This is a genomic window from Staphylococcus sp. GDY8P72P, assembly GCF_016890655.1.
GTDB classification, from domain to species: domain Bacteria; phylum Bacillota; class Bacilli; order Staphylococcales; family Staphylococcaceae; genus Staphylococcus; species Staphylococcus arlettae.
Map to the genome: position 1 here is coordinate 1 of NZ_JAFEQJ010000008.1, position 25,944 is coordinate 25,944.

Consider the following 25,944-nt stretch of genomic DNA (forward strand, 5'->3'; position numbering starts at 1 on the left):
ACAGGAGTCTGGACTTGACTTTAAAATGTTAAATAAAGTTGATTTTAAAAGTTATTTAGAGCTTCTTAGTGCTAATTCCATATTAAATTTAATTAATTACTCAGATAGGATATTGCTAAGTATATTCTTAGGAACTATTTATGTGCCATTATTCTTTATTGCTACTATAATTGGCAAAATTTCTAATATACTAATCAATCCCATTGTTACCGTGTTATTGAGTTATGAAGTTGATAACAAACAAGAGATTACGACAGCTCAAGTAAGAAAGACGTGGAAGTTAATAATATTTTTATCAATTATAATATCAATTTTTATTTCCGTACTTTCATGGGTCTTTATTTATATATTTTATAATGAGTATATTTACAAAGTTCAATTGTTAATATTTCCAGCGAGTTTAGGGGTGATTTTAATGTCGAGTTCAGCATTGCTACAAATAAAATTGCTTGCTAACAATCAATATAGAAATAATTTGATAATTAACTTATTCACATTAATAATAATTGTTTTACTTAGTGCAATATTGACTAACATTATAGAAATATATGGATATGCAATCGCTTTAATAATTTCAGCAATATATAAGCATTTTGCCATTTATAAAAATATTTTAAAGCTAATTCAGAATAAAGGGTGAATTGTGTGATTATATTTTTCTTTGTAACAATATCGGTTATTTATGCGATATATTTATTGCGTTCAAATTTTAGGTTTATAAGTTTATTATTTTTAACAGTTTTTAGTATAAGTTTTTTATTACCTATAATAATGGATAAACCTTTTAATTATAAATTGTATTTAGATGCCTCAAATTATGATTACACTAATAAATTGTATTTACTAGCTTTGATTGTCTTTGTAGTTACTAATCTTATTATTCAACTTGCAAATATAAAATTTGAAATGAAAAATTTATTAATAATAAAAACAAAAAATATAGATAATATCTATCCAATATATGTATTAGCAACAATTGTTGTAATAATGTTAACAGGATTGAACATTGTTACTGGTGGTTCGACTGCAACTCTTGAAAATAGCTCTATAATGAAAATGTTACAAGGATCAGTGCTATTGGGTTACTTATATCTTTCATATTTATATTTATATAATTCAAATAATACAAGAAATAAAGTGAAATCTTTATTTCTAATTCTTATTAGTGTAATAGTAGTAACAATCTTCATATTTGGAAGACGCATTTTAATATATCCCACTATAGCAATTTTAGTACTTTACATTTATAAAAAAGGGAAAACACCAAACCTTCTTCATTTATCAGCAATTGCACTATCAACTATATTAATTATATTACCTTTAATGATGAGCATCCGAACTTATGGTTTGAAGGATGGTTTTGTGAATTTTAAAGATATATTAGTCGGAGATTACAACAAATATATAGATTATTTAGCAGTAGGAACGGATGTGAATTATTCATATTCTTTAGCAACTATAATTACTAATTATCAAGTACATGTAAATATATTAACATTATTCAAACCATTATTTATTTTTATACCTAGAAGTATTTGGCCGAATAAACCCCAACCTTTGTCGGAAGAAATAGTTAAAAAATTAAATTTTCCATTTGATCAAGGGATGTCAATTCCACCAGGGTTTGTAGGTGAAGCATATATATATTTAGGTGTTTTTGGAATAATTTTAGCGAGTATAATATTTGCAATATTTTGTGGTTTAGCTGACCAGTACAGTTTGAGCTTAAGAAAAGCTGAAAATGGAATATATAGTATTAATTTAATTTTAATAACTATTTTATCTATTCAATTGATTATGGGTTCTATTCGGGGAGATACTGCAACAAATATTCAAGAAGCATTATATTTATTTATTCCGTTAGAATTATTGCTTTGGTTATCACAAATTAAGCTTAAGTTTAAATAAATTTGAAAATCTAAGGTGAGTAGATGAAAAAGAAAAAATTATTAATATTATGTCAGTATTTTTATCCTCAATATGTGTCGTCTGCTACATTACCAACTCAAATGGCTGAGGACTTAGTTGACAAAGGTATGCGTGTGGAAGTGATGTGTGGGTGGCCATATGAATACAGTAATGAAAAAGATGTTGAAAAAAATGAAAATTACAAGGGAATTTCTATTAAAAGATTAAAATACTCTAAATTTAATAACAAAAATAAATTTGGTCGTATTTTTAATTTCTTTTCATTATTTGCAATGTTTGTTTGTAAAATGCCAAAAATGCTGACTTATGATCATATATTAGTATATTCAAACCCACCAATATTACCTTTAATTCCAGATGTGTTATATCGAATGTTTAACAAGCAATACTCATTTGTAGTGTATGATATTGCACCCGACAACGCTTTGAAAACAGGAACTATCAAATCTGGAAGTCTAATTGATAGATTAATGAACTATATCAATAAACATGTATATAAAAATGCTGAAAACATCATAGTTCTAGGCACAGAAATGAAAACTTATTTATTACAAAATAAAATTTCAGATAACCCGGGAAATATTCACGTGATACCTAACTGGTACATAGAATCTGAATATGACGTAGTTAAGAGTAATGAATTTAAGAAACTTAGAAATCAATATGACAAGATCTTGCTATATAGTGGCAATATGGGACAACTACAAGATATGGAGACAATTGTTGAATTCTTAAAGTTAAATAAGAATAACGAGAACACGTTAACGATTCTATGTGGGCATGGTAAAAAATATGCAGAAGTGAAAAAAAGTATTAAATCAAACGAAATTAAAAATGTGAAGATGTATGAATTTCTAACTGGGACTGATTATACGGATGTATTAAAAATTACTGATGCTTGTTTTGCTTCGTTAATTCCTGAAGGTGTGGGCTTAGGTGTGCCGAGTAAAAACTATGGTTACTTAGCCAATAAGAAACCCTTAATTTTAATTATGGATAAACATTCAGATATCGTTAAACACGTTGAAACATACAATGCAGGTATTCAAATTGATAATGGTGCAGCACAAGACATTCTAAATTTTATAACTTCGCACTCAAGGAATGACTTACAAGTATTAGGGAGTAATGCATATCAATTATTTAAAGATGAATATACGAGACAACATAACACAACTAAATATTATATTTTGCTGAATGGAGGCAATTGATGTGAAAAGAGCTTTCGATTTATTTTGCTCAATATATGGATTAATTGTAGCCGGGCCGTTACTACTTATTGTAGCAGTACTAATAAAATTAGAGTCACCGGGTCCTGCTATTTTCAAACAAAAAAGACCAACGATAAATAATGAGCTTTTTAATATTTATAAATTTAGATCCATGAAAATGGGGACGCCTAACGTAGCAACAGATTTAATGGGGCCAGAAGATTTTATAACTAAGACAGGTAAATTCATTAGAAAAACATCAATTGATGAGTTACCGCAATTAGTAAATGTGCTAAAAGGAGAAATGTCAATAGTGGGCCCGAGACCAGCACTTTATAACCAGTATGAACTTATCGAAAAGAGGACTAAGGTTAATGTGCATACAATACGACCAGGTGTTACTGGATTAGCTCAAGTGATGGGCAGAGATAATAACACAGATGACCAAAAAGTTATGTATGATAAATACTATTTGGAAAATCAATCATTACTACTTGATATGTACATCATTTATAAAACTGTGATTAACACAATCTCTTCAGAAGGTGTGTCTCACTAATGGCTAAACACATTTTAATAACTGGAAGTAGCGGATATGTTGGCAGTCATTTAGCAGATAGTTTAGAACAATTAGGTAATAAAGTTAGCAGATTAAATGTAAAAAATACATTGTGGAAAGAACTGGATTTTAAGCAATATGATGCCATTATCCATACAGCAGCTTTAGTACATAACAATGATTCTAACGCTCAACTTGCAGAGTATTTTCGAGTTAATATGCATTTAACATTTAATTTAGCAATGGAAGCCAAAAAATGCGGAGTTAAACATTTTGTATTTATGAGTACGATGGCTGTGTTTGGAGAGGATGGCAAAATTGGTGAAATGGTTGAGCTAACAAATCCAACTAATTTAAAACCAGTGACAAATTATGGTATATCAAAGGCTAAAGCTGAAGCTAAAATACGAGAGATAGCAGATGATAATTTTAAAGTTGCAATAATTAGACCTCCAATGATATATGGAGTAGGTTCACCAGGTAATTTCACTAAATTAATAAAAGTTGCAAAGCGATTACCTATAATTCCAAATTTAAGTAATGCTAGGAGCGCTTTGTATATTAAACATTTGGAACAATTTGTAAATGAAATAATTAAACATGAAATGACAGGTATCTATCATCCAAAAGATAAATTTGAATTCAATACGACAAAGGTTGTAACAGAAATACGGAAGAATGAACATAAAAATACATTTTTATTGCCTATTCCAAAAGCAATGTATCCTATTTTAAATAAATTTCGAGTTATTTCTAAAATCTACGGTAACTTGGTGTATGCCAAATCTTTGTATGCACATGAAAGCAAAGTTGCTATTGATAATCAGAAATTTGAAACAATTATCAAAGATATCATGAATAAATATTAGTATTTTAAAAGTCATTTTAATGAAAATCACATATAAAAATTATTATTTGTATATGGAGGGTATTATTTTGAAAATAACAGTTGTGGGTTTAGGTTATATCGGACTACCAACATCTATTATGTTCGCCAAACATGGTGTGGATGTATTAGGTGTAGACATAAATGAAAAAACAATCGATTGTTTACAACAAGGGAAAGCAAACATAGAAGAACCAGGTATACAAGAAGCATTTGAAGAAGTACTTGAAACAGGGAAGTTCAAAGTATCTACCAAGCCTGAAGAAGCGGATGCATTTATCATTACTGTACCAACACCAAATAACGATGATACGTACGAATCTTGTGATATTTCAATAGTACTTAGTGCAATAAACAGTGTAATTCCACATTTAACAAAAGGTGATACGATTATTGTAGAGTCTACTATTGCACCTCGTACCATAGATGACTTCGTTAAACCATTAATCGAAGAAACTGGATTTATAGTTGGCGAAGATATTTATTTAGTTCACTGTCCAGAACGTGTATTACCTGGGAAAATTTTAGAAGAGTTAGTATATAATAACCGTATTATTGGTGGTGTTACATCTAAATGTGTGGAAGCTGGGAAACGAGTTTATAGTACATTTGTTAAAGGTGAAATGATTGAAACTAATGCACGTACTGCTGAAATGAGTAAATTAATGGAAAATACTTATCGTGATTTAAATATTGCTTTAGCAAACGAGTTAACAAAAATTTGCAATAACTTAGACATCAATGTATTAGATGTTATTGAAATGGCTAATAAGCATCCACGTGTAAACATACATTTACCTGGTCCAGGTGTAGGAGGTCATTGTTTGGCTGTTGATCCGTATTTCATTATCGCGACAGATCCAAAAAATTCGCCATTAATTCAAAATGGTCGAAAAATTAATCGCTCAATGCCTCAATTTGTAGTTGAAAATGTTAAGCGGTTATTAACTGGTATCGATAACGCCAAAGTTGCTGTATTTGGATTAACTTATAAAGGTGACGTCGATGATATTAGGGAATCACCAGCTTTTGATATTTATACATTATTACAAGATGAGAACTTAGATGTAGTGGCTTATGATCCACATGTTAAATTAGATTTTGTTGAAAAAGATATTGATAAAGCTACTGAAGGGGCTTCACTGGTACTTATTCTTGCGGATCATTCTGAGTTTAAAACATTTAGTGATGATGACTTCAAATACATGAAACATAAAATCATCTTTGATACGAAAAACATTGTTAAATCCAACTTTAAAGATGTATCATATATTAACTATGGTAACCTATACATAACAAGAGATATAGAGCTAGTTAATTAATGATTGAATTTAAATTGTTATGAACAAGGGGGAAGCAAATGAAGAAAATAATGACTGTTTTTGGCACCCGCCCGGAAGCTATAAAAATGTCGCCTCTAGTTAAAGCGTTACAAACAAATGAAAACCTACAACCAGTTGTCGTAATTACAGCACAGCATAGAGAAATGCTCGATAGTGTGTTAAACATCTTTGATATAAAAGCAGATTATGACTTAAATATCATGAAGGCAAACCAAACATTAGCTGAACTCACTTCTAGAATTATAACGAAATTAGATGCAGTAATAAAAGAGGAAAAACCAGATATGGTCCTGGTTCACGGAGATACAACGTCTACATTTGTAGGTGGCTTAACAGCTTTTTACAATCAAATACCAATTGGTCATGTAGAAGCAGGATTACGTACTTGGAATAAATATTCTCCATTTCCAGAAGAGATGAATAGGGTCATGGTTGGTCATATGGCTGATTTAAATTTTGCACCCACAGAGCAAGCTGCTAATAATTTACAAAGGGAAAAGAAACAAGTAGCAAGTATCGTTGTAACGGGAAATACTGCCATTGACGCAATGAAGACAACAATTAAAGACGGATATCAGTCAAAAATTCTTGAACGTCATAGTGATAAAAGAGTTATTTTATTAACTGCACATAGAAGAGAGAATATTGGGGAATCTATGCACAACATCTTTAGAGCAGTTCGTGACATTGTAGATGAATATAAAGATGTCGTTGTTATATATCCAATGCACAAAAATCCTAAAGTAAGAGAGATTGCGAGTCAGTATTTATACGATCATTCAAGAATTGAATTAATTGAACCGCTTGATGTTGTAGATTTTCATAATTTTGCAAATGAAGCACATTTAATTCTTACAGATTCTGGAGGAGTTCAAGAAGAGGCACCATCATTGGGTAAACCGGTATTAGTCTTGAGAGATACCACTGAACGACCAGAAGGTGTTAGTGCTGGTACATTAAAAGTTATTGGTACAACTTATGAAGCAGTGTTAACAGAGACGAAAAATTTGTTAGATAACCACAATGAATATGAAAGAATGAATAAAGCTAGTAATCCATATGGAGATGGCAAAGCTTCGCGACGTATTTGTGAAAACATAGAATATTATTTTGGAATTAGAGAAGTAAAACCTGAACCTTTTAATTATAGAAATTAAAATTTAAACAGCATCTCAATAGTTGAAATGATAGTCAACTTTAACTGAGATGCTTTTTTGTTTATCATTGTAAGCGCAATCATAATTTTAGGACAATGATTTCCATTTAAAGTATAATCGGAGTAGTATTAGTACTAGGTATTAAAATTGTTAGAAGAAATGAGGGATATTATGTCTAAAGTAGTGACAGACATTAATACAGCATTAGTGAATTTACATGATGGTATGACACTTTTAGCTGGTGGTTTTGGTTTATGTGGTATTCCAGAACATGCTATCGAAGCGATTCGAAATAAAGGAACTACGCATTTAACAGTTGTGAGTAATAACTGTGGTATAGATGATTTTGGGTTAGGTCGTTTGTTAGAAAAGAAACAAATCGATAAAATGATCAGTTCTTATGTTGGTGAAAATAAACGTTTTGAACAGCAATTGATTAATGGGGAATTAGCTGTTGAGTTAACACCTCAAGGTACTTTAGCTGAAAAATTACGTGCGGGTGGTGCTGGAATTCCAGCATTTTATACACCAACAGGAGTGGGCACATTAATTGCTGAAGGCAAAGAAGTCCGTGAATTTGATGGAAGAGAATATTTAATGGAACGTGCGATTACTGGTGATGTTGGAATTATTAAAGCGCAAAAGGCCGATACATTTGGGAACTTAGTGTTCGACAAAACAGCACGTAACTTTAATCCACTATGTGCTATGGCAGCGAAAACAACAGTTGTGGAAGTGGAAGAGCTTGTAGAGGTCGGTGATATTGATCCAGATGCTGTGCATTTATCAGGGGTTTATATTGATTACATATTTGTTGGAGCGGAGTTTGAAAAAAGAATTGAAAAGCGTACAGTAAAGGAGGTTAATCATGGATAAAATGACACAAAGAATGAAAATAATTCGTCGTGCAGCCCAAGAAATAAAAAGTGATATGGTCATTAACTTAGGTATTGGTATGCCTACATTAGTTGCCAATGAAATAAATGACCATGTGGAAAATGTTTATTTCCAATCTGAAAATGGATTGTTAGGTATCGGTCCTTACCCAACTGATGCTGAAGTAGATCCAGATTTAATTAATGCGGGTAAAGAAACGGTAACTGCAGCTAAAGGTGCATCATTCTTTGATAACGCAGAGTCGTTTGCCATGATACGTGGCGGTCATATTGATTTGGCCATACTTGGAGGTATGGAAATAGCGCAAAATGGCGATTTGGCTAACTATATGATTCCAGGGAAATTAGTCAAAGGTATGGGTGGTGCCATGGATTTAGTTGTAGGTGCACAACAAGTAGTAGTTATTATGGATCATGTCAATAAACATGGTGATTCTAAAGTGAAAAAAGCTTGCACCTTACCATTAACAGGTAAAGGCGTCGTTGATACATTAATTACTGATTTAGCTGTCTTCCAGTTTGAAGATAATGTTATGAAACTCATTGAGTTACAAGAAGGGGTATCTTTAGCAGACGTAGAAAAGTATACAGAAGCAGAGTTTGAAAATCATTTGAAGGAGTTGTAATGACTTGGTTAAAGATAAAGTAACAATCATTACTGGTGCAGCCAGTGGTATTGGTTTAGAAATAGCTAAAATATTTGCGCAAGAAGAAGCTAAGCTCATTCTCGCAGATATGAATACAACTAAATTAGAGAGCGAAGTGCAGTCGTTACAAGCACAAGATGTAGATTGCATGGGTATCACAGTAGATGTAACCAACGAAGATGATATTCAACGTATGATTCAACAGACTGTCGAACATTATGGGCGAATCGATATTTTATTTAATAATGCAGGATTGCAACATATAGATAGTATTGAATCTTTTGCTACAGACAAATTTAGACAAATGATTGATATTATGTTAGTTGGTAGTTTTATGGCGATGAAATATGCTTTGCCATATATGAAAAAGCAACAATCAGGACGTATATTAAATATGGCATCTATAAATGGCGTGATTGGTTTTGCGGGTAAAGCTGCTTACAATAGTGCCAAGCATGGCATAATTGGTTTAACTAAAGTAGCAGCATTGGAAAATGCTACAGATGGCATTACAGTTAACGCTTTGTGCCCAGGTTACGTTGATACACCTTTAGTACGTAATCAAATGGCAGAGTTAGCCAAAAACAGAGGAACAAATATAGAAGATGTGTTAGATGAAGTATTGTATCCTTTAATACCGCAAAAGCGTTTGTTGCAAGTGTCCGAAATTGCTGACTATGCTTTGTTTTTAGCTAGTGATAAAGCTAAAAGTGTTACAGGACAAGCAGTGCTAATAGATGGAGGCTACACAGCCCAATAAGGTGAACTTAATGTTTGAGTATAAATATCGCTTAGAGGAGGTTTGTTATGCAATTTATTAGTGCAGATGAGCAAGCAAAATTGTTAGATATGAAAGAAGTTGTAGATGCAGTAGCTGAAGCACTACAAGCTTATTCAGCAGGTCAAACTGAAACACCGATACGTTATTCATTACCTTTTAACCAAGACAATCGTTATTTAGTCATGCCTGCACTGTCAGATGCGTTAAAATTAGTAGGGTTGAAAAATGTAACTTTTGCACCACATAATCATGATAAGGGCAAAAGTACGATAGTTGGATCCGTAGTGTTATCTGATTATGATACTGGAGAGACATTAGCGATATTAGAAGGTTCATATCTAACAAAAATTCGCACTGGTGCTATTTCAGGTGTGGCGACACAATATTTAGCTAAAGAAGATGCTAAAACATTGTGTGTAATTGGTACTGGTGAGCAGGCTGAAGGATTAATTGAAGCTGTTTTAGCAGTTAGAAATATCCAACGTATTCAATTTTATAACCGTACATATGCTAAAGCAGTGGATTTTGCACAAGATGTTGCAGATAGACATCCACAGGTCACAATAGCAGTGTATGATGATGTTGATGCTGCCATGGATGATGCAGAAGTTATAGTTACAGCAACGAATGCGTCTGCACCTGTGTTCGAAAAACAAGTGGAACCAGGGGTACATGTAAATGCAGTCGGATCGTTCAAACCAGATATGCAAGAACTCCCTTCACAGTTAATTGCTAACGCAGATAAGGTAGTAGTTGAAGCGGCAGAAGCAGCGTTAAAGGAAACCGGTGATTTAATAAATCCTGTAAATGAAGGTGTCTTTAATGATACAGATTTGTACGGTGAATTAGGGAATATAGTTGCAGGTAAGTTAACCGGGAGAGATTCAGCAGAAGAAATAACTGTTTTTAAATCAGTGGGCTTAGCTATAGTCGATATCGTAGTTGCTAATTATTTTTATCAAAAGTTAAGGGCTTCAAAATAATACTAAAAGAGAGTTGCATCAATTTTGGATGTAACTCTTTTTTCTAATTATATATAAGCAAAAGGGTTGTCTGTTAGGATTATATTTGTTTAAATGTAATTATGAAAGTTACAATTAAGGAGTGGAGAGATGAATTTATCATTCAATATCGCAATTCACGTACTAACATTTTTAACTAAACATAGTAACGAACGATTTTCCAGTGATGCTTTAGCAGAAAAGGTGTGTGTTAATGCAGTGCAATTACGTAATGTTGCACGGATATTGAAACAACATGATTATTTGGACGTTCATCGTGGGCAAGCTGGAGGGTATCAAGCAACTAAAAAAACAGCAAGTGCTAATTTAGGTGACCTTTATTTATTGTTCACTGAGGGTAGAGATAAAGGACGTATTTTTACAGGAGACCATGACAGTAGTTGTGAAGTATCTAGTCAAATTAGCACTACGATGGCTAAGCATTTTCAACAAGAGGCGATACGTGTTCAAGCGTATTATGAAAACTTTACTATTAAAGATATTTTAGAAGACATACTCAAGGAGGATAAATAGTATGAAAACATATGATTTAATTGTAATTGGTTTTGGTAAAGGTGGTAAAACATTAGCAAAATTTGCAGCTACACAAGGTAAAAAAGTTGCAATGATTGAACAATCACCTCGTATGTATGGTGGTACGTGCATTAATATTGGATGTATACCTTCTAAAACGTTAGTGCATGAAGGCTTAGCACATAGTGGATTTAAGCAAGCAATGCAACGTAAAGAAGAAGTTATCGATGCGTTAAATAATAAAAACTACCATAATTTAGCGGATGAAGAGAATATTACAGTTTTTGATAATAAAGCAAAATTCCAATCTAATGATACAGTTGCCTTATTAAATGACAATGGTTCAATAGAAGAGACTGTTACTGCTGAAAATATTGTAATTAATACAGGTGCAACGCCAGTAATTTTACCTATCGATGGTATTAAAGAGTCACAATATTTATATGATTCTACTGGTATTATGAATTTACCTGAACAACCACAACGACTTGTAATCGTAGGTGGGGGTTATATTGCTTTAGAGTTTGCATCAATCTTTGCGAATTTTGGTACTGAAGTTACAGTGCTTGAACATAAATCTGAGTTATTAGCACATGAAGATCGTGAAGTCGTGGCTCAAGTTGAACAGGATTTAACGGATAAAGGTGTAACATTCGTATATAACGCTGAAACAACAGCTTTTGAAGATCAAGATGATCATACTTTAGTGTGCACTTCACAAGGAGATTTTGCAGCGGAAGCAGTGTTATTAGCAACAGGTCGTAAACCTAATACTGACTTAGAATTAGACAATACTGATATTAAGTTAGGTGAGCGTCAAGAAATAACGGTAAATGATAAACTACAAACAACAGTGCCACATATTTATGCATTAGGCGATGTTAAAGGTGGCATGCAATTCACTTATATCTCGTTAGACGACTTTAGAATTGTGAGAGATCAATTATTAGGTAATGGACAAAGAACAACTAATAATCGTGGTGCAGTTCCGTATACAATGTTTGTTGATCCACCATTCTCTCGTGTAGGTTTAACGGCAGCAGAAGCTGAAGAACAAGGTTATGACTTTGCAGAAGGTCAAATGGCAGTGAATGCAATGCCGCGACATAAAATAAATCATGACGAACGTGGTTTATTCAAAGTAGTCATTGATAAATCAAACAATCAGATTTTAGGAGCTACTTTATATGGTGCACAAACTGAAGAAATAATTAATATTATTAAATTAGCGATTGATCAACAGATTACGTATGATGTATTGCGTGACAATATTTATACGCACCCTACAATGATTGAATCATTTAATGATTTATTTAATATCTGATTGGTTTTTTGTTTAGACATGGTGATGAGCGTTAAAAAATGCTGTCTACAATGATTGAATCATTTAATGATTTATTTAATATCTGATTGGTTTTTTGTTTAGACATGGTGATGAGCGTTAAAAAATGCTGTCTACAATATATTGTAGACAGCACTATTAAATACGATTATACTGTGTAGTATTGTTTTGATAACAACAAGGAGATTGTAAGGAAATGAATATATTGAAAAGACTATTGTATAAGGAAGATCCTGCTCTGTTTCTAAATAAAGATGCACATCTTGAAAGGACATTAAGAGTAAGAGATTTTCTAGCACTAGGGGTCGGTACGATAGTGTCGACAGCAATTTTTACATTGCCTGGTGTGGTTGCGGCGGATTATGCAGGTCCGTCAGTAAGTTTATCGTTTTTAGTAGCAGCTATTGTTGCTGCGCTAGTAGCTTTTGTATACGCAGAAATGGCATCAGCTATGCCTGTTGCGGGTTCTGCTTATACGTGGATAAGTTTATTATTTGGCGAATTCTTCGGGTGGATTGTCGGCTGGGCATTAATTGCAGAATACATTATTGCAGTGGCATTCGTTGCATCGGGGTTTTCGGCAAATTTGCGAGGACTAATTGCTCCATTGAATATTGAGTTACCTGCAACATTATCTAATTCTTTAGGCAATAATGGTGGCGTAATAGATATTTTAGCTGCAGTAGTGGTTATTATTACTGCGTTATTATTATCTCGGGGCGCATCTGAAACAGCGCGAGTACAAAATATTTTAGTTGTTTTGAAAATACTAGCGATCTTTTTATTTTTAATAGTAGGTTTAACAGTTATTGATTTACATAACTATGTGCCTTTTATCCCTGAACATTCGTCTACTGCGAATAGTACATTTGGTGGGTGGCAAGGTATTTATGCTGGTAGTTCAATGATTTTTATTGCATATATCGGCTTTGATTCCATCGCGGCCAATTCTGGTGAAGCTATAGAGCCTCAAAAAACAATGCCACGTGGTATTTTAGGTTCGTTACTGATTGCAGTGGCATTATTTATTGCTGTATCTCTCGTACTGGTCGGTATGTTTAACTATAGCGAATACAAAGATAATGCAGAGCCTGTAGGTTGGGCACTTCGAATGAGTAATCATGAAGTTATTGCTGCTGTGGTACAAGCAATATCTGTTGTCGGTATGTTCACAGCCTTAATAGGCATGATGCTAGCAGGTTCTAGATTACTGTATTCATTTGGTAGAGATGGGGTTTTACCGACATGGATAGGTAAACTCAACAATAAACATCTACCGAATCATGCATTATGGATTCTTACACTGGTAGCGGTTATAGTAGGGTCAATGTTACCTTTTGCTTTCTTAGCACAATTAATAACTGCTGGAGCTTTGGTTGCCTTTATGTTTGTAACTATAGGTATGTATGCTTTACGGCCTCGAGAAGGTAAAGATTTACCAGAACCAGCATTTAAATTACCTTTGTATCCAGTAATGCCGATAATTATTTTTGTCTGTGTATTTTCTGTATTTTGGGGTCTTAGTGGCCAAGCTAAACTTTATACAATGATTTGGTTTATCGTAGGCATGGTTTACTACTTTATCTATATCTTTGTGTTAGATAAACGAAAAAAACAATAATATATTGTAGTGAAAGAGGCTGAGACATCATTGATTCGTCTCAGTCTCTTTTCATATTGTTCGTAGATGACTAGCAGTGAAAATGTGCGCTAAATCAACCATTGTTTACTGCTAGTTATCATTGCAAAGGGTGGGATGACGTAATCTTTTTAATAAAATTAGATTTCTGTCCCACTTCTTTTTATAAATATACTAATCTCAATTTTAATTTATATAAAAATATATTAAAATGTAATAATCATGAATAAAGAGGTATGTTTAATGAATAACAATTTGCAAAGAGCGTTAACAGCACGACAGATTCAAATGATAGCCCTTGGAGGTACGATAGGTGTTGGCTTGTTTATGGGCGCCTCGAGTACTATTAAATGGACAGGCCCCTCGGTTATATTAGCGTATGCCATTGCTGGTCTATTTGTATTTTTGATTATGAGAGCATTGGGTGAAATGTTGTATATTTATCCTGACACTGGATCATTTGCGAAATTTGCTAATGATTACATTCATCCATCATTTTCATACATAACTGCGAGTAGCAGTATTTTTAATTGGATCATAGTTGGAATGAGTGAAGTGATTGCAGTCGGCTCGTATATGCGATTCTGGTGGCCAGAATTACCTACGTGGATACCTGGTATAGTAGTTATTGCGATTTTGCTAACAGCAAATTTAATATCGGTAAAATGGTTTGGCGAATTTGAATTTTGGTTTGCTGCTATCAAAGTTGTTACAATTATTTTAATGATTATTGCAGGATTCGGCATTATTTTATTTGGTTTTGGTAATCACGGAGATCCAGTTGGTTTTGCCAATTTATGGTCACACGGTGGTTTTTTTGCTAATGGTTTAAGTGGTTTCTTTTTTGCACTCTCTATTGTATTTGGGTCATATATAGGTATCGAGTTGATAGGTGTTACTGCGGGAGAAACTAAAGACCCACAAAAAAATATTAAAAGAGCAATAAATGGAGTAATTTGGAGAATCCTAATTTTTTATGTGGGTTCTATATTTATAATTGTCACTGTGTATCCTTGGGATGAAGTAAGTCAAATTGGTTCGCCGTTCGTTGCAACATTTGCCAAAATTGGTATAACAGGTGCTGCGACAATTATTAATTTTGTAGTCGTTACAGCAGCAATGTCTGGTTGTAATTCAGGCATCTTTAGCACTAGTCGTATGGTTTATACACTCGCTAAACAAAAACAAGCATCAAAAATCTTTTTAAGGCTAAATCGTAATAATGTCCCAGATATCGCAGTCATTGCTGTGACTCTAGGTATTTTTATGGGCATTGTGTTAGATATTGTCTTACCATTAATATTAGGGAAAGATACTAATATCTTTGTCTATGTTTTTAGTGCGGGCGTTTTACCAGGTATGGTCCCTTGGTTTGCCATTTTAATTAGTCATTTGCGTTTTAGACTGTTAGAAAAGATACCAGATCATCCATTTAAAATGCCTTTTGCGCCATATAGTAATTACGTAACTATTTTAATGTTATTAGCAGTAATTGTCGGTATGATTTTTAATAAAGAGACACGAATTTCAGTTATTATTGGCATTGTTTATATTAGTGTAGTGAGCATCGTAGTAATTGCGAAACAGTGGCGTAGCAATAATTCTATACGATAAGGCTTGTAGAAGGATTAATAATAAAAAACAGTTGGGTGAGTAGATAAAATAGTTGTAAAAACTTAGTTTTAAACTCACTTTCTTATATATTTTTATAGTAATATTATTTTTAAGAGAGAGTAAGAAGTATGACCATTTAATTAAGGAGTATGACATGGAACAATTAATTAAAGATATTGCTAAGGTAGAATTGCATTGTCATTTAGATGGTTCAGTTAGTGTTGAATTAATTAAACAACTCGGCGCAGAACAAGGAATTGACATCAATGAACAGCATTTGCAAGCGGATAAAGACTGTGAAAATTTAGAAACATATTTAAAATGTTTTGATGAAGTACAAAAGGTTTTACAAACGAAAGATAGTTTAAGACGTTCGGTAATAGATGTGGCTGAACAAGCAACGCAAGATAATGTGAAATACATTGAATTACGTTTTGCCCCGTTATTTCATATGGAGCAAGGTTTAGCTGTAGAAGAAGTGATTGCAGCGGTAATATTAGGTGCAGAGCAAGCAATGGCACAACTGGATATTAAAATCAATTTACTAATTTGTGCGATGCGTCAACATGATATAGCAACGAATAGTGAGTTATTTGATCGAGTTATTGCACTAAATAGTGATCTCGTTTGTGGCATTGATTTTGCAGGTCCCGAAGCAGCTTTTCCGCCAGAAGATATAGCTCCTGCCATTCAATACGGCTTGGATCAAGGGCTTAATTTAACATTACATGCTGGTGAATGTGGCTGCATGCATAATGTGGTAGAATCTATTAAATTAGGTGCCCAACGTATTGGTCATGGTGTAGCTATTAATAACAATGATGAGTTATTAAATATGGTGAAAACGCATGATGTGTTATTAGAAATATGTCCGCAAAGTAACATGCAAACAAAGGCCATTGAGTCGTTTAAAGAATTAAACTTACCACAATTGATAGAGCAACAAGTGCCTTTCATCATTAACACGGATAATCGGACAGTCACTCAAACGACTTTAAATGATGAATATGTAATATTGTATGAGCATGAACAATTAACACTTGAACAAATGAAAATGATTAATAAACAGGCTGTAAATTATGCATTTTTAACTGACGCAGATAAAGACGTATTACAAGCACGTCTAGAACCAGTAAAATAACTTTGAAGTGAACACATAAAGTAGTCATTCAATTAAATAACGTTAAGGCGACTTCAATTTTTTATTTTGATGTCGCCTTAATTGTTGATGGGATGTGTGAATAAATAAAACTGGCAATCAATTTTTTCATTTTGTGGGCAGTTTTTGAGCACGCTTTCCGCGGGCACTGCCTCAGCCTGTAGTCTTCGGCTAGTGGTATTCCCGCAGGAGTCGGCTCAAATCACTGCCAATCTAGTGCTGAAAATATTATACATATAAATTTAACAGTGTCGGTGTTTATTATGTTGAATAAATCAAAAGACAATTAAGATTAAGAGAAATGATTTCTATCTCTGAATTAGATTCGAACCATCCTCTATTACATAAAGTAGATGTGATTTTGGATTAAGACGACTGGCGATCAATTTTTTCATTTTGTAGGCAGTTTTTGAGCACGCTTTCCGTGGGCACTGCCTCAGCCTGTAGTCTTCGTCTAGTGCTATTCCCGCAGGAGTCGGCTCAAATCACTGCCAATCTAAAGTGAAGGCTTTAGGAAATCTAATACAAAAGGGTTATTTAATGACAATATGACAAGAGGCTATCGACAAAGTTTCTGACTTTGTGGGCAGTTTTTTAATGCAAGCTTTCCGTGGACACTGTCTCAGCCTGTAGTCTTTGGTCAGTGTTATTTCCACAGAATTCGGCTCAAATCATTGTAAATATTATACAAAATGTTTTAGACACACTGTCAGCTAAAGTTTGTCTACTTCTTGGGAATAGCATTGAAAGCCAACGTTATTAAAAATGTTTTATTGCCCTACCACGATAGGATAATTAGCTTACAAAGCTTGATGCGAAATGTATTTTCAGGTCATGTTTTGTTTGACGATATCATTGATACTAGTACGAATCAATGATGTCTCAGGCACGATTTAATGGTAAAATATAGAGTGGTATTTGAGAGAATAGGCTGTACACTGTGAATTTCATAGTACACAGTAAGCATAAATGAGGTGTAGTCAATGGGCGTTATAATGATTATCTTACAAATAATTTTGGGGATAGTTTTTATAATTACAGGATCGAAGATTGTGTCTGGTGCGATGGATAAAGAATTCGTCAGAATGGGTTATCCAAGAATATTTAATCAGATAACTGGTGGGATTGAACTATTAGGTGCGTTAGGCATGTTATTTGGGATTTTTTATCATTTACTAGCTGTAGGTGCAAGTATAATATTAGGCTGCACGATGCTAGCCGGTGCTTTATCGTTAATCTTTTTAGGTAAAGATCCTATTGTGAAAGCATTACCAGCTATCATTTTATTTATTTTAAATGTGATAGTGTTCATTTGGTACATATAAGTGATACAACTAGGCTGAAAATAATTTCAGCTGTTTATAATGACTGTAGTTAGCTAGTAACCAGCTAACTACAGTCATTATGCTTTTAGCGTGATTATTGAGTTTTACACAGTTGGTATAGAGTGAGTGTGAGGTTCATTAAATGTTTTCAATAGCCATTAAAGAAAATAATCTTATTTTATTCCCAAGTGGTTATATACTGAATATTAATATAATCAGATTTTGATATTATTAATAAGTAACTATATTGATTGTTTTTATAAAAAAAGAGCGTATACTTATAAGTGAAAAATTACCCTTGTTTTTACGACAATTCTCAATGGGGAGTGAACTGTTATGCGTGAAGGTAGTAAAATCTTAGCAGCAAGCGTTGTTGTATCGACCCTTGTATTAGGATCTGCTGTAACTACAACAAGTAATGCAAACGTAGCGAGTGCACAAGAAGTAATGAGTCAACATGATTCAGGTATAGATGCGAAAACACAAAAACCATATTATAACTATGATGGTTATACGACTTATGATGGTGCGTTTACACAAGATGAATATTTTGTACAAGCGCTAAAGTACGATAATGTGACAATTAATGGTTATAAAGTTGACGCAACAGCTAGCGGTGGCTATACTTCGAATAAGCATTTGTATGATCAATCAGTTCAATTTAATGAAGATGGAGATGTCTTAGAAATAGTATTCTTTACGAAGCCAGATTCAGTCACTAAAGCAGCATTTAAAGATGCGCATCATCAAAATGAAATTATCGAAGAAGGCGAATTAGGTAATGAAGAAGGTAACTTTGTAAAATATAAAACGATGGACGGTAGTTATACTGCATTCTTTGATCCAAATGATAACTTAATAGAAATAACAATTACGAATAAGTAAGAGACTAGACATGTGGATAATAATCTAGCCTCATGGGACGAGTTAGACAACTATTCAGTGAATGTGCTAGCTCGTCTTATTTGTTGTAGAAAATGTCGTATGATTGAATAGCTATCAGCTAATTATGTGATGTGATTTGCGGTTCTAAATTATAGACTGTGTCAACTGTCGTTTCATTAGTAATAACCTCGTTTAATACTGCCACTACTTTTTCAGCAATAGTCGTTGTTGGCACACCTATAGCATGCACCGGATAATCTAATTTTTTTATTTGAGGAATGTTGTCATAAGAATAAATAACTGGTTGATGTTTATTAACATCTAAGGCGTTTATTGTCCCCAATGTAATATCATAACTACCACAAATTACGCCGGGAGCGATAGATTTATGTTTGTAATAGCTTTTAACTGCTGTTTCCGTTTCGAGCGCCGATAAGCCTTGTGAATCAATTAAACGATAATTAATGTTGTGTTGAGTACAATAATCGATAATAGCTTCTTTCTTTGCCAATTGACGCGCGTCAGTCGTGTGAATATCACCTATGTAATCTATAGTAGTTATGTTTTGTTCAATGAGCGCGTCAATTGCCATCATCATAGCTTGACGATGATTGACGTTAATAATTGGGTAGTCCATGTTACGTGCTACTCCATAAGCTACGACGGGAATATTACGATAAACTTCGGGTGAAAGATTCGTTGAAGGTCCTTCATCAAATACGATAATGCCATCACAGCCAAATTCTACAAATTTTTTCGATGCTACTGAGAGATCATCAATAGAAAGAAACATAACAAAACCTAAATCTTTTAAGGCAATGTTAATTTCAGAGACTAGGTGAGTCACAGCTACACGGTCCACAGAAGGCCATATCAACCCAATAGTATTACTGCGTTTCGAGACCAATGCACGTGCGGAATTATTAGGTATATAATTCATTTCCACTGCTTTTTGTTGAATTAGTTCTTTTGTTTTAGGTTTAACTAAAGGTGAATTTTTTAATGCTTTGCTGACTGTTGAATAACTGACGTTACAAGCATCAGCAACATCTTTGAGGGTAACAACCATAAAAATACTCCTTTAAGGGATTGATTTCAGTTAAGAATAATTATACCATATAGTTATTAATAAAAATATTTTTTTACAACAAAATAACAACGTTGTTATTTTTAAAAGGGGATGCTAAAATGAATTCAACTCAAACAATGCAAGAAATCAAAAAAGCGCAACATATTGCAGTAATGCGAACAAATAGCGGTGAGGAGTTTACTGAAATTGCTAATACGATTATAGATGAAGGGTTAAATGTTATAGAAGTTACTTTAACGACACCTGATGCTATGGAAGTTATTAGCACTTTAGCTAAACGAGAAGACGCATTAGTTGGTGCAGGTACAGTGTTAGATAGTGTATCGGCTCGAACAGCAATTTTAAATGGTGCAGATTTTATTGTTAGCCCAGCATTTGATATTGAAACTGCCAAAATTGCTAACTTATATGACGTACCGTATGTACCTGGTGTAATGACTGTCAAAGAAATGATTGAAGCAATGCAATACGGATGTAAAGTATTAAAACTATTCCCAGCTACACAATTTAGTCCAAAAGCAATAAAAGATTTCAAAGGACCTTTACCTCATGTTGAAATTATTCCAACTGGTGGAGTAGGCAAGGATAATCATACAGAGTGGCTTGATGCTGGTAGCTTTGCAGTGGGTATTGGAAGTGAAATTACTAAAATATATCAACAACAAGGTAAATCAGCATTAGTTGATTACGTTAAAGCGATTAAAAGTGAGGTGTAAGTTATGAAGGTTTATGGTTTTGGAGAGGTATTATTACGTTTTACACCACCTAATTATATACAGTTGAAGGATGCACAGCAGTTAGACATTAATGTGGGAGGTGCAGAATTAAATGCATTAAGTACGTTGGCACAATTTGGTCATGCTACTGAAATGATTACGACACTACCAGAACATGCATTAGGTCAACATGTACTTCAAGAGATGCGTCGTACCCAAGTAGGTACGCAATGGGTTCAACAAACTGCAGGACGTTTAGGCACATATTACATGGAAGAAGGGTTTGGTCATCGTAGTGGTCAAGTCATTTATGATCGTGCATATTCAACTTTTGCTCAACAAACGTCACACTTACTTGAGAATATAGCAGGCTCTAAAGGCGATTATTTTGTTTTTACTGGTATCACATTAGCCGTAAATCATACTATTCGAGAGCATATCGTTTCTTACTTACAACAATTGAAAGAGCAAGGAATCACAATTGTTTTTGATATTAATTTCAGAAGTAATTTATGGACTTTAGAAGAAGCAGTACCTGTCATTAAAGCAGTATTGCCGTTAGTTGATATACTATTCTTTGGTAAAAAGGATGCGACACATCTGTTACAAACGAATGCTGAATCTGATGATATGCATACTTGTGCTCAAACGTTACAACAAAAATTTAATATTCCGTTTTTAGCATCAAGTAATCGTTCGATCACTCAGAGCACATTACAAGGAATAGCCTTAACGCCTGATGGTTTTATTGAAAGCGCAGCTTATCCGTATACAGTATTAAATAGAATAGGTGCGGGAGATGCATTTTTATCCGGAGTTATACATGGTCTTGAAGCACAGTGGTCATTGACTACTACTTTAGATTTTGCAACTAAATGTTCGGTATTACAGCATACGACACAAGAAGATGCATTACACCTAGCTGAAGCGGATATATTAAATCTACCGGAGCACTTTGGCGAACTCAAACGCTAGTCTATTAGGGGGAATAGGATGAAAAAAATTTTATTTAAATCTGTAAGCGCATTCATATTGTTAGCGTTACTCGTTAGTATGTCGTCTGTACAAGCAAGTGACAAAGATGAAAAACAACAAAGTAAAACGATTGTTTTAGCGCATAATCAGCCTACAGAACATCCAGTACACAAATCATTAACGATATTTAAAAAGAAACTAGAAAAAGAATCTAAAGGTCAATTGAAAGTGAAAATATATCCAAATGGACAACTCGGTAGTGAACGAGAAGCTATTGAAATGACACAAACAAATGCAATACAAATGACTAAAGTATCTGCAGGCGCATTAGAAAGTTTCTCACCATCATATTCACTGTTCAATATGCCATATTTATTTGAATCACAAGAAAATTATCGTCATGTCATGAGAGAACCAAAAGTACAAGATGCGTTCTTTAATTCTACGAAAGACAATGGTTTTTTAGGCGTTACATTTTATGATGCTGGTGTACGTAATATTTACACAAAAGATAAAGAAATCAAAAATAGTGATGACCTTGATGGTTTGAAAACACGTGTGCAACCTGGTAAAACAAGTGTCGCTTTAATAAAATCACTCGGCGGAACACCAACACCGATGGATTATGGTGAAGTATACACCGCTTTACAATCAGGTGTTATCGATGCAGCTGAAAATAATGAAACATCATTAACAACTAACAATCATGGTGAAGTTGCTAAAAATTATCATTATACGGAACATGCGATTGTACCCGATATTTTAATTATGAACAAAGAGACTTACGATGAGTTATCTACACAACAACAAAAATGGTTAAAAGATGCAGCAGCATATTCGACAGAAAAGCATGAAAAATTATGGGATGAAGAAGTGAAACAAGCGAAGAAAAAAGCCAAAAATGAGATGGGTGTTAAGTTCCATCAAGTAGATAAATCGTCATTCAAAGATGCTTCTAAAGATTTACGACAATCTTTCGCAGAAAATCCTAAAACGAAAAGTGATTATGAGTTAATTGAGAAGGAGGAGAAAAAATATGAACAAAGCAAAGCTGATCATTGATAAGCTCCTTCTGACATTAGCGGGATTGGCCTTAATCGTTATGGTTATTTTATCGATTTATCAAGTAGCAGCGCGTTTTATTTTTAACGCGCCGAGTACGATGAGTGAAGAAATTGTACGCTTCTTATTGATTTGGTTCGCATTATTAAGTGCAAGTTATGTATTTGGTGTTAAAAAACATATCGCTATTTTGTTTGTCAGAGAATTGTTACCTTCAAAAGTGCAACTCGTAATGGAGAAAATAGGGGATATCGTTATTATATTAATTGCCTTAGTCTTGATGATTTGGGGAGGCTACGAAGTAGTTCATCTTACTTGGAACCAAATAGCACCATCAACTGGAATGTCAATGGCAGCAATGTACAGTGCTTTACCAGTATCTGGTGTGTTCGTGATTTTCTACTCTATCTACAATTTACTAGATAAAAATGAATTAGCAACTGTGAAAGAAGGAGAAGAAGGGGGCGGCACAGCATGACAATTATTGCAGGTTTAGTACTTTTTATCACATTCTTTTTCTTCTTGTTATATGGTTTGCCGATTGCATTAGCGATTATTTTAAGTTCCATTATTACTTTGCTATTGATTTTACCATTTGATGTCACGATTGTGACCGCAGCTCAGCGTATGGTAACCGGTATTGATGACTTTACCATGTTAGCAATTCCACTTTTCGTATTAGCGGGTATCATTATGAATAATGGTGGTATAGCGTTTCGATTAGTTAATTTCGCTAAAGTGTTGGTAGGACGTATGCCGGGATCTTTAGCACATACTAACATTGTTGGTAATATGCTTTTTGCCTCAATTTCAGGTTCTAGTGTGGCGGCAGCAGCGGCTATGGGACGTATTATGGGGCCAATGCAACAAACGCAAGGTTATAAAAAAGAATACTCAGCAGCAGCCAATATTGCATCAGCGCCATCAGGGTTATTAATTCCACCCAGTTCATTATTAATTGTTTACTCCTTAATAAGTGGAGGAACATCAATAGCAGCGCTATTTATTGCAGGTTATATTCCTGGTATTTTATGGGGACTTGCTTGTATGGTTGTGGCTTTCATCATGGCGAAACGAGCTGGCTATAAAGTTTCTGAAAAAATTAGTTGGAAAGATAAACTATTTTTAACGTTAGATGCCATACCAAGTTTACTACTTATTATTATTGTTATTGGTGGTATTGTTGTCGGCGTCTTTACAGCAACAGAAGGTGCCGCTGTAGCAGTACTCTACTCAGTAGTATTATCACTTATATATAGAAGTTTGAAACTAAAACATATTCCTAATGTCATCAAAGAAACAGCAGAAATTACAGGGATGATTTTATTTTTGATTACTGCGTCCGCACTGTTTTCACTCGTTATGAGTTATACAGGTTTACCGGAAGCTATATCTAACAGTATTTTATCTATCACAGATAATCCAATATTATTACTGTTATTAATGAATGTAATCTTATTAATTATTGGTACATTTATGGACATTACACCAGCTGTATTAATATTTACACCAATTTTCTTACCTATTTCGGAAGTGCTTGGTTTAGATCCAATTCACTTTGGTATTATTATTGCCTTTAACTTATGTATCGGTAACATTACACCTCCTGTAGGTAGTGCTTTATTTGTTGGTGCTAGTGTTGGTGGGGTACGTGTAGAAAATGTCTTTAAATATTTAGTACCATATTTCGTAATGCTCATTATTTTATTATTGTTAGTAACATTTATTCCACAACTTTCATTATTCTTACCAAAATTACTTGGACTATAGCAAAGGAGCTCTAATATGACATTAATTAATGATAATTTTTTATTAAATAATAAAACAGCAGTAAAGTTGTATCAGCAAATAAAAGACACACCAATTTTCGATTTTCATTGTCATTTAGATCCACAAGAAATTTATGAAAATAAAAACTATGACAACATCACACAATTGTGGTTGGCAGGAGACCATTATAAATGGCGCTTAATGCGTGCAGATGGTATTGAAGAGGATTACATTACAGGTGCTGCAGATGACTACGACAAGTTTAAGGCATTTATGGAGATGTTACCTTATTCAATTATGAATCCAATGTACCATTGGTGTACGTTAGAGTTAAAACGATATTTTAATGAAGATGTTCAGTTAGATAAAGTGAACATTTCTAAATTATATAAGTCGTTAAATAAAACACTAAAAAAATCAACGCATAAACCACAAGGATTGATTAAACAAAGTAATGTAACGGTAGTTTGTACGACTGATGATCCATGTGATGATTTGAAATATCATCAACTATTAAATGCAGATCGCAAAGTACCATTTAAAGTATATCCAACTTTTAGACCCGATAGTTATGTGTTTTTAAATGCAGACAGTTTAGGGCAAAAAGTGTCACAACTAGAAACAGCAACAGAGACAACGATCCAAGACTTTTCGGAATACATTACCGCATTAAAAGCACGAATTTACTATTTTGATAGACATGGTGCTTTAAGTTCAGATCAAAGTTTTGAACATACACCAACAGTACATTTATCAACCGAAGAAGCTACAGCGTTGTTTAAAACATTACAAGCTAATGAGTCAATATCAGAAGCGGATCAATATGCATTAGCTGGCTATATTTTGACTGAATTAAGTAAGGTCTATAAAGAATTAGGATGGGTTATCCAGTTCCATTTAGGGCCAACACGTAATAATAATACATCTATGTATCAACAAGTAGGTGCAGACAGTGGATTTGATAGCGTAGGTGAACAATTAAGTGCTAAAGCGTTAAACAGTTTGTTAGACCACTTAGAACAGCATAATGCGTTATCAGATACGATTATTTATCCAAATAATGGCAATGACCATTTGATGGTACAAGCCACTGCGGGTAACTTTAGTAATAGTGAACATCGTGTACAACTTGGAGCTGCATGGTGGTTTAATGACACGAAAGAAGGCATGGAGCAACATTTAATTGACTATGCCAATGTCGGTTTACTACCTAATTTTGTCGGCATGTTGACTGATTCACGTAGTATGACTTCATATACACGTCATGAGTATTTTAGAAGAATTTTATGTAACTTAATTGGAGAACGTATTGAAAAAGGTGAAATTGCCTTAACAAATACTACAATTGTCCAAATATTGAAGGACATTTGTTATAACAATGCAGTACGATTATTTAAAGTAAAAGAGGTTAAGGAGGTATAAT

The 25,944-nt window shown here is 33.7% G+C and carries 25 protein-coding genes; 24 read left to right on the forward strand and 1 reads right to left on the reverse strand.

Going from position 1 to position 25,944, the window contains the following annotated elements:
- The 18 genes from JVU85_RS03750 to isaB form a co-directional block, all read left to right on the forward strand.
- A partial coding sequence (locus JVU85_RS03750) for a polysaccharide biosynthesis protein (protein WP_481906212.1) occupies positions 1 to 640 on the forward strand: 640 nt, incomplete at its 5' end.
- Positions 641 to 645: 5 nt separating this feature from the next.
- Positions 646 to 1,908: an oligosaccharide repeat unit polymerase gene (locus JVU85_RS03755; protein WP_204172089.1), complete on the forward strand. Its 1,263-nt coding sequence runs from the start codon at positions 646 to 648 to the stop codon at positions 1,906 to 1,908.
- A gap of 23 nt (positions 1,909 to 1,931) precedes the next feature.
- Positions 1,932 to 3,140 carry a glycosyltransferase family 4 protein gene (locus JVU85_RS03760; protein WP_204172090.1) on the forward strand — a complete coding sequence of 403 codons (1,209 nt, stop codon included), beginning with the start codon at positions 1,932 to 1,934 and terminating at the stop codon, positions 3,138 to 3,140.
- Position 3,141: 1 nt separating this feature from the next.
- On the forward strand, positions 3,142 to 3,699 hold the full coding sequence (locus JVU85_RS03765; RefSeq protein WP_103388457.1) for a sugar transferase: 558 nt from the start codon (positions 3,142 to 3,144) through the stop codon (positions 3,697 to 3,699).
- Entirely contained in the window at positions 3,699 to 4,568 is an 870-nt protein-coding gene (locus JVU85_RS03770; RefSeq protein ID WP_204172091.1) for an NAD-dependent epimerase/dehydratase family protein, read from the forward strand. Before JVU85_RS03765 ends, JVU85_RS03770 begins: the two co-directional genes overlap by 1 nt.
- 67 nt (positions 4,569 to 4,635) lie before the next feature.
- The gene (locus tag JVU85_RS03775; RefSeq protein WP_204172092.1) at positions 4,636 to 5,907 is read left to right on the forward strand and encodes a nucleotide sugar dehydrogenase; all 1,272 of its coding nucleotides are present in this window, start codon (positions 4,636 to 4,638) and stop codon (positions 5,905 to 5,907) included.
- A gap of 38 nt (positions 5,908 to 5,945) precedes the next feature.
- Positions 5,946 to 7,085 (forward strand): non-hydrolyzing UDP-N-acetylglucosamine 2-epimerase, encoded by a 1,140-nt coding sequence (wecB, locus tag JVU85_RS03780; protein ID WP_021459848.1) that lies wholly within the window; start codon positions 5,946 to 5,948, stop codon positions 7,083 to 7,085.
- Between the two features lie 171 nt (positions 7,086 to 7,256).
- Positions 7,257 to 7,961: a CoA transferase subunit A gene (locus JVU85_RS03785; protein WP_204172093.1), complete on the forward strand. Its 705-nt coding sequence runs from the start codon at positions 7,257 to 7,259 to the stop codon at positions 7,959 to 7,961.
- Positions 7,954 to 8,607 (forward strand): 3-oxoacid CoA-transferase subunit B, encoded by a 654-nt coding sequence (locus JVU85_RS03790; RefSeq protein ID WP_002509467.1) that lies wholly within the window; start codon positions 7,954 to 7,956, stop codon positions 8,605 to 8,607. Before JVU85_RS03785 ends, JVU85_RS03790 begins: the two co-directional genes overlap by 8 nt.
- A gap of 4 nt (positions 8,608 to 8,611) precedes the next feature.
- On the forward strand, positions 8,612 to 9,388 hold the full coding sequence (locus tag JVU85_RS03795) for a 3-hydroxybutyrate dehydrogenase (protein WP_142019861.1): 777 nt from the start codon (positions 8,612 to 8,614) through the stop codon (positions 9,386 to 9,388).
- Between the two features lie 47 nt (positions 9,389 to 9,435).
- The gene (locus JVU85_RS03800; RefSeq protein ID WP_204172094.1) at positions 9,436 to 10,392 is read left to right on the forward strand and encodes an ornithine cyclodeaminase family protein; all 957 of its coding nucleotides are present in this window, start codon (positions 9,436 to 9,438) and stop codon (positions 10,390 to 10,392) included.
- Positions 10,393 to 10,521: 129 nt separating this feature from the next.
- On the forward strand, positions 10,522 to 10,944 hold the full coding sequence (hypR, locus tag JVU85_RS03805; protein WP_002509470.1) for a redox-sensitive transcriptional regulator HypR: 423 nt from the start codon (positions 10,522 to 10,524) through the stop codon (positions 10,942 to 10,944).
- Between the two features lies 1 nt (position 10,945).
- On the forward strand, positions 10,946 to 12,268 hold the full coding sequence (gene merA / locus JVU85_RS03810; RefSeq protein WP_204172095.1) for a hypothiocyanous acid reductase MerA: 1,323 nt from the start codon (positions 10,946 to 10,948) through the stop codon (positions 12,266 to 12,268).
- A gap of 214 nt (positions 12,269 to 12,482) precedes the next feature.
- A complete protein-coding gene (locus JVU85_RS03815; protein ID WP_021459854.1) occupies positions 12,483 to 13,907 on the forward strand; it encodes an APC family permease in 1,425 nt (474 codons plus the stop codon).
- 261 nt (positions 13,908 to 14,168) lie between these two features.
- Entirely contained in the window at positions 14,169 to 15,539 is a 1,371-nt protein-coding gene (locus JVU85_RS03820) for an amino acid permease (RefSeq protein WP_021459855.1), read from the forward strand.
- A 154-nt stretch (positions 15,540 to 15,693) separates the two neighbouring features.
- On the forward strand, positions 15,694 to 16,680 hold the full coding sequence (gene add / locus JVU85_RS03825) for an adenosine deaminase (RefSeq protein WP_002509475.1): 987 nt from the start codon (positions 15,694 to 15,696) through the stop codon (positions 16,678 to 16,680).
- A gap of 1,001 nt (positions 16,681 to 17,681) precedes the next feature.
- Positions 17,682 to 18,023, forward strand: a complete 342-nt coding sequence (locus JVU85_RS03830) for a DoxX family protein (RefSeq protein WP_002509476.1) — start codon at positions 17,682 to 17,684, stop codon at positions 18,021 to 18,023.
- Between the two features lie 336 nt (positions 18,024 to 18,359).
- The gene (gene isaB, locus JVU85_RS03835; protein ID WP_002509477.1) at positions 18,360 to 18,908 is read left to right on the forward strand and encodes an immunodominant staphylococcal antigen IsaB family protein; all 549 of its coding nucleotides are present in this window, start codon (positions 18,360 to 18,362) and stop codon (positions 18,906 to 18,908) included.
- A gap of 118 nt (positions 18,909 to 19,026) precedes the next feature.
- On the opposite strand, the gene JVU85_RS03840 is transcribed toward isaB, so the two are convergent.
- Positions 19,027 to 19,977 carry a LacI family DNA-binding transcriptional regulator gene (locus tag JVU85_RS03840; RefSeq protein ID WP_021459856.1) on the reverse strand — a complete coding sequence of 317 codons (951 nt, stop codon included), beginning with the start codon at positions 19,975 to 19,977 and terminating at the stop codon, positions 19,027 to 19,029.
- Between the two features lie 119 nt (positions 19,978 to 20,096).
- On the opposite strand from JVU85_RS03840, the gene eda reads away from it, so the two are divergent.
- From eda to uxaC, 6 genes are read left to right on the forward strand one after another with little or no spacing between them, the layout of a single operon-like run.
- Complete coding sequence (gene eda, locus JVU85_RS03845) at positions 20,097 to 20,714, forward strand: bifunctional 4-hydroxy-2-oxoglutarate aldolase/2-dehydro-3-deoxy-phosphogluconate aldolase (protein WP_002509479.1); 618 nt, start codon at positions 20,097 to 20,099, stop codon at positions 20,712 to 20,714.
- Between the two features lie 3 nt (positions 20,715 to 20,717).
- Positions 20,718 to 21,689, forward strand: a complete 972-nt coding sequence (locus JVU85_RS03850) for a sugar kinase (protein WP_021459857.1) — start codon at positions 20,718 to 20,720, stop codon at positions 21,687 to 21,689.
- Between the two features lie 18 nt (positions 21,690 to 21,707).
- Complete coding sequence (locus JVU85_RS03855) at positions 21,708 to 22,751, forward strand: TRAP transporter substrate-binding protein (RefSeq protein ID WP_021459858.1); 1,044 nt, start codon at positions 21,708 to 21,710, stop codon at positions 22,749 to 22,751.
- Entirely contained in the window at positions 22,726 to 23,229 is a 504-nt protein-coding gene (locus JVU85_RS03860) for a TRAP transporter small permease (protein WP_002509482.1), read from the forward strand. Before JVU85_RS03855 ends, JVU85_RS03860 begins: the two co-directional genes overlap by 26 nt.
- On the forward strand, positions 23,226 to 24,521 hold the full coding sequence (locus JVU85_RS03865) for a TRAP transporter large permease (RefSeq protein ID WP_021459859.1): 1,296 nt from the start codon (positions 23,226 to 23,228) through the stop codon (positions 24,519 to 24,521). The genes JVU85_RS03860 and JVU85_RS03865 overlap by 4 nt, the downstream gene beginning before the upstream one ends.
- A 15-nt stretch (positions 24,522 to 24,536) precedes the next feature.
- On the forward strand, positions 24,537 to 25,943 hold the full coding sequence (gene uxaC / locus JVU85_RS03870; protein WP_021459860.1) for a glucuronate isomerase: 1,407 nt from the start codon (positions 24,537 to 24,539) through the stop codon (positions 25,941 to 25,943).
- Position 25,944 lies beyond the last annotated feature (1 nt).

What these genes read in the sequence shown, in the direction of transcription:
- JVU85_RS03790 (WP_002509467.1), top strand. Translation starts at nt 7,954, where the DNA reads ATGGATAAAATGACACAAAGAATGAAAATAATTCGTCGTGCAGCCCAA.
- JVU85_RS03785 (WP_204172093.1), top strand. Translation starts at nt 7,257, where the DNA reads ATGTCTAAAGTAGTGACAGACATTAATACAGCATTAGTGAATTTACAT.
- JVU85_RS03815 (WP_021459854.1), top strand. Translation starts at nt 12,483, where the DNA reads ATGAATATATTGAAAAGACTATTGTATAAGGAAGATCCTGCTCTGTTT.
- JVU85_RS03865 (WP_021459859.1), top strand. Translation starts at nt 23,226, where the DNA reads ATGACAATTATTGCAGGTTTAGTACTTTTTATCACATTCTTTTTCTTC.
- JVU85_RS03855 (WP_021459858.1), top strand. Translation starts at nt 21,708, where the DNA reads ATGAAAAAAATTTTATTTAAATCTGTAAGCGCATTCATATTGTTAGCG.
- wecB (WP_021459848.1), top strand. Translation starts at nt 5,946, where the DNA reads ATGAAGAAAATAATGACTGTTTTTGGCACCCGCCCGGAAGCTATAAAA.
- JVU85_RS03800 (WP_204172094.1), top strand. Translation starts at nt 9,436, where the DNA reads ATGCAATTTATTAGTGCAGATGAGCAAGCAAAATTGTTAGATATGAAA.
- hypR (WP_002509470.1), top strand. Translation starts at nt 10,522, where the DNA reads ATGAATTTATCATTCAATATCGCAATTCACGTACTAACATTTTTAACT.
- merA (WP_204172095.1), top strand. Translation starts at nt 10,946, where the DNA reads ATGAAAACATATGATTTAATTGTAATTGGTTTTGGTAAAGGTGGTAAA.
- JVU85_RS03820 (WP_021459855.1), top strand. Translation starts at nt 14,169, where the DNA reads ATGAATAACAATTTGCAAAGAGCGTTAACAGCACGACAGATTCAAATG.
- add (WP_002509475.1), top strand. Translation starts at nt 15,694, where the DNA reads ATGGAACAATTAATTAAAGATATTGCTAAGGTAGAATTGCATTGTCAT.
- JVU85_RS03830 (WP_002509476.1), top strand. Translation starts at nt 17,682, where the DNA reads ATGGGCGTTATAATGATTATCTTACAAATAATTTTGGGGATAGTTTTT.
- JVU85_RS03850 (WP_021459857.1), top strand. Translation starts at nt 20,718, where the DNA reads ATGAAGGTTTATGGTTTTGGAGAGGTATTATTACGTTTTACACCACCT.
- JVU85_RS03770 (WP_204172091.1), top strand. Translation starts at nt 3,699, where the DNA reads ATGGCTAAACACATTTTAATAACTGGAAGTAGCGGATATGTTGGCAGT.
- JVU85_RS03840 (WP_021459856.1), bottom strand. Translation starts at nt 19,977, where the DNA reads ATGGTTGTTACCCTCAAAGATGTTGCTGATGCTTGTAACGTCAGTTAT.
- uxaC (WP_021459860.1), top strand. Translation starts at nt 24,537, where the DNA reads ATGACATTAATTAATGATAATTTTTTATTAAATAATAAAACAGCAGTA.
- JVU85_RS03860 (WP_002509482.1), top strand. Translation starts at nt 22,726, where the DNA reads ATGAACAAAGCAAAGCTGATCATTGATAAGCTCCTTCTGACATTAGCG.
- isaB (WP_002509477.1), top strand. Translation starts at nt 18,360, where the DNA reads ATGCGTGAAGGTAGTAAAATCTTAGCAGCAAGCGTTGTTGTATCGACC.
- eda (WP_002509479.1), top strand. Translation starts at nt 20,097, where the DNA reads ATGAATTCAACTCAAACAATGCAAGAAATCAAAAAAGCGCAACATATT.
- JVU85_RS03760 (WP_204172090.1), top strand. Translation starts at nt 1,932, where the DNA reads ATGAAAAAGAAAAAATTATTAATATTATGTCAGTATTTTTATCCTCAA.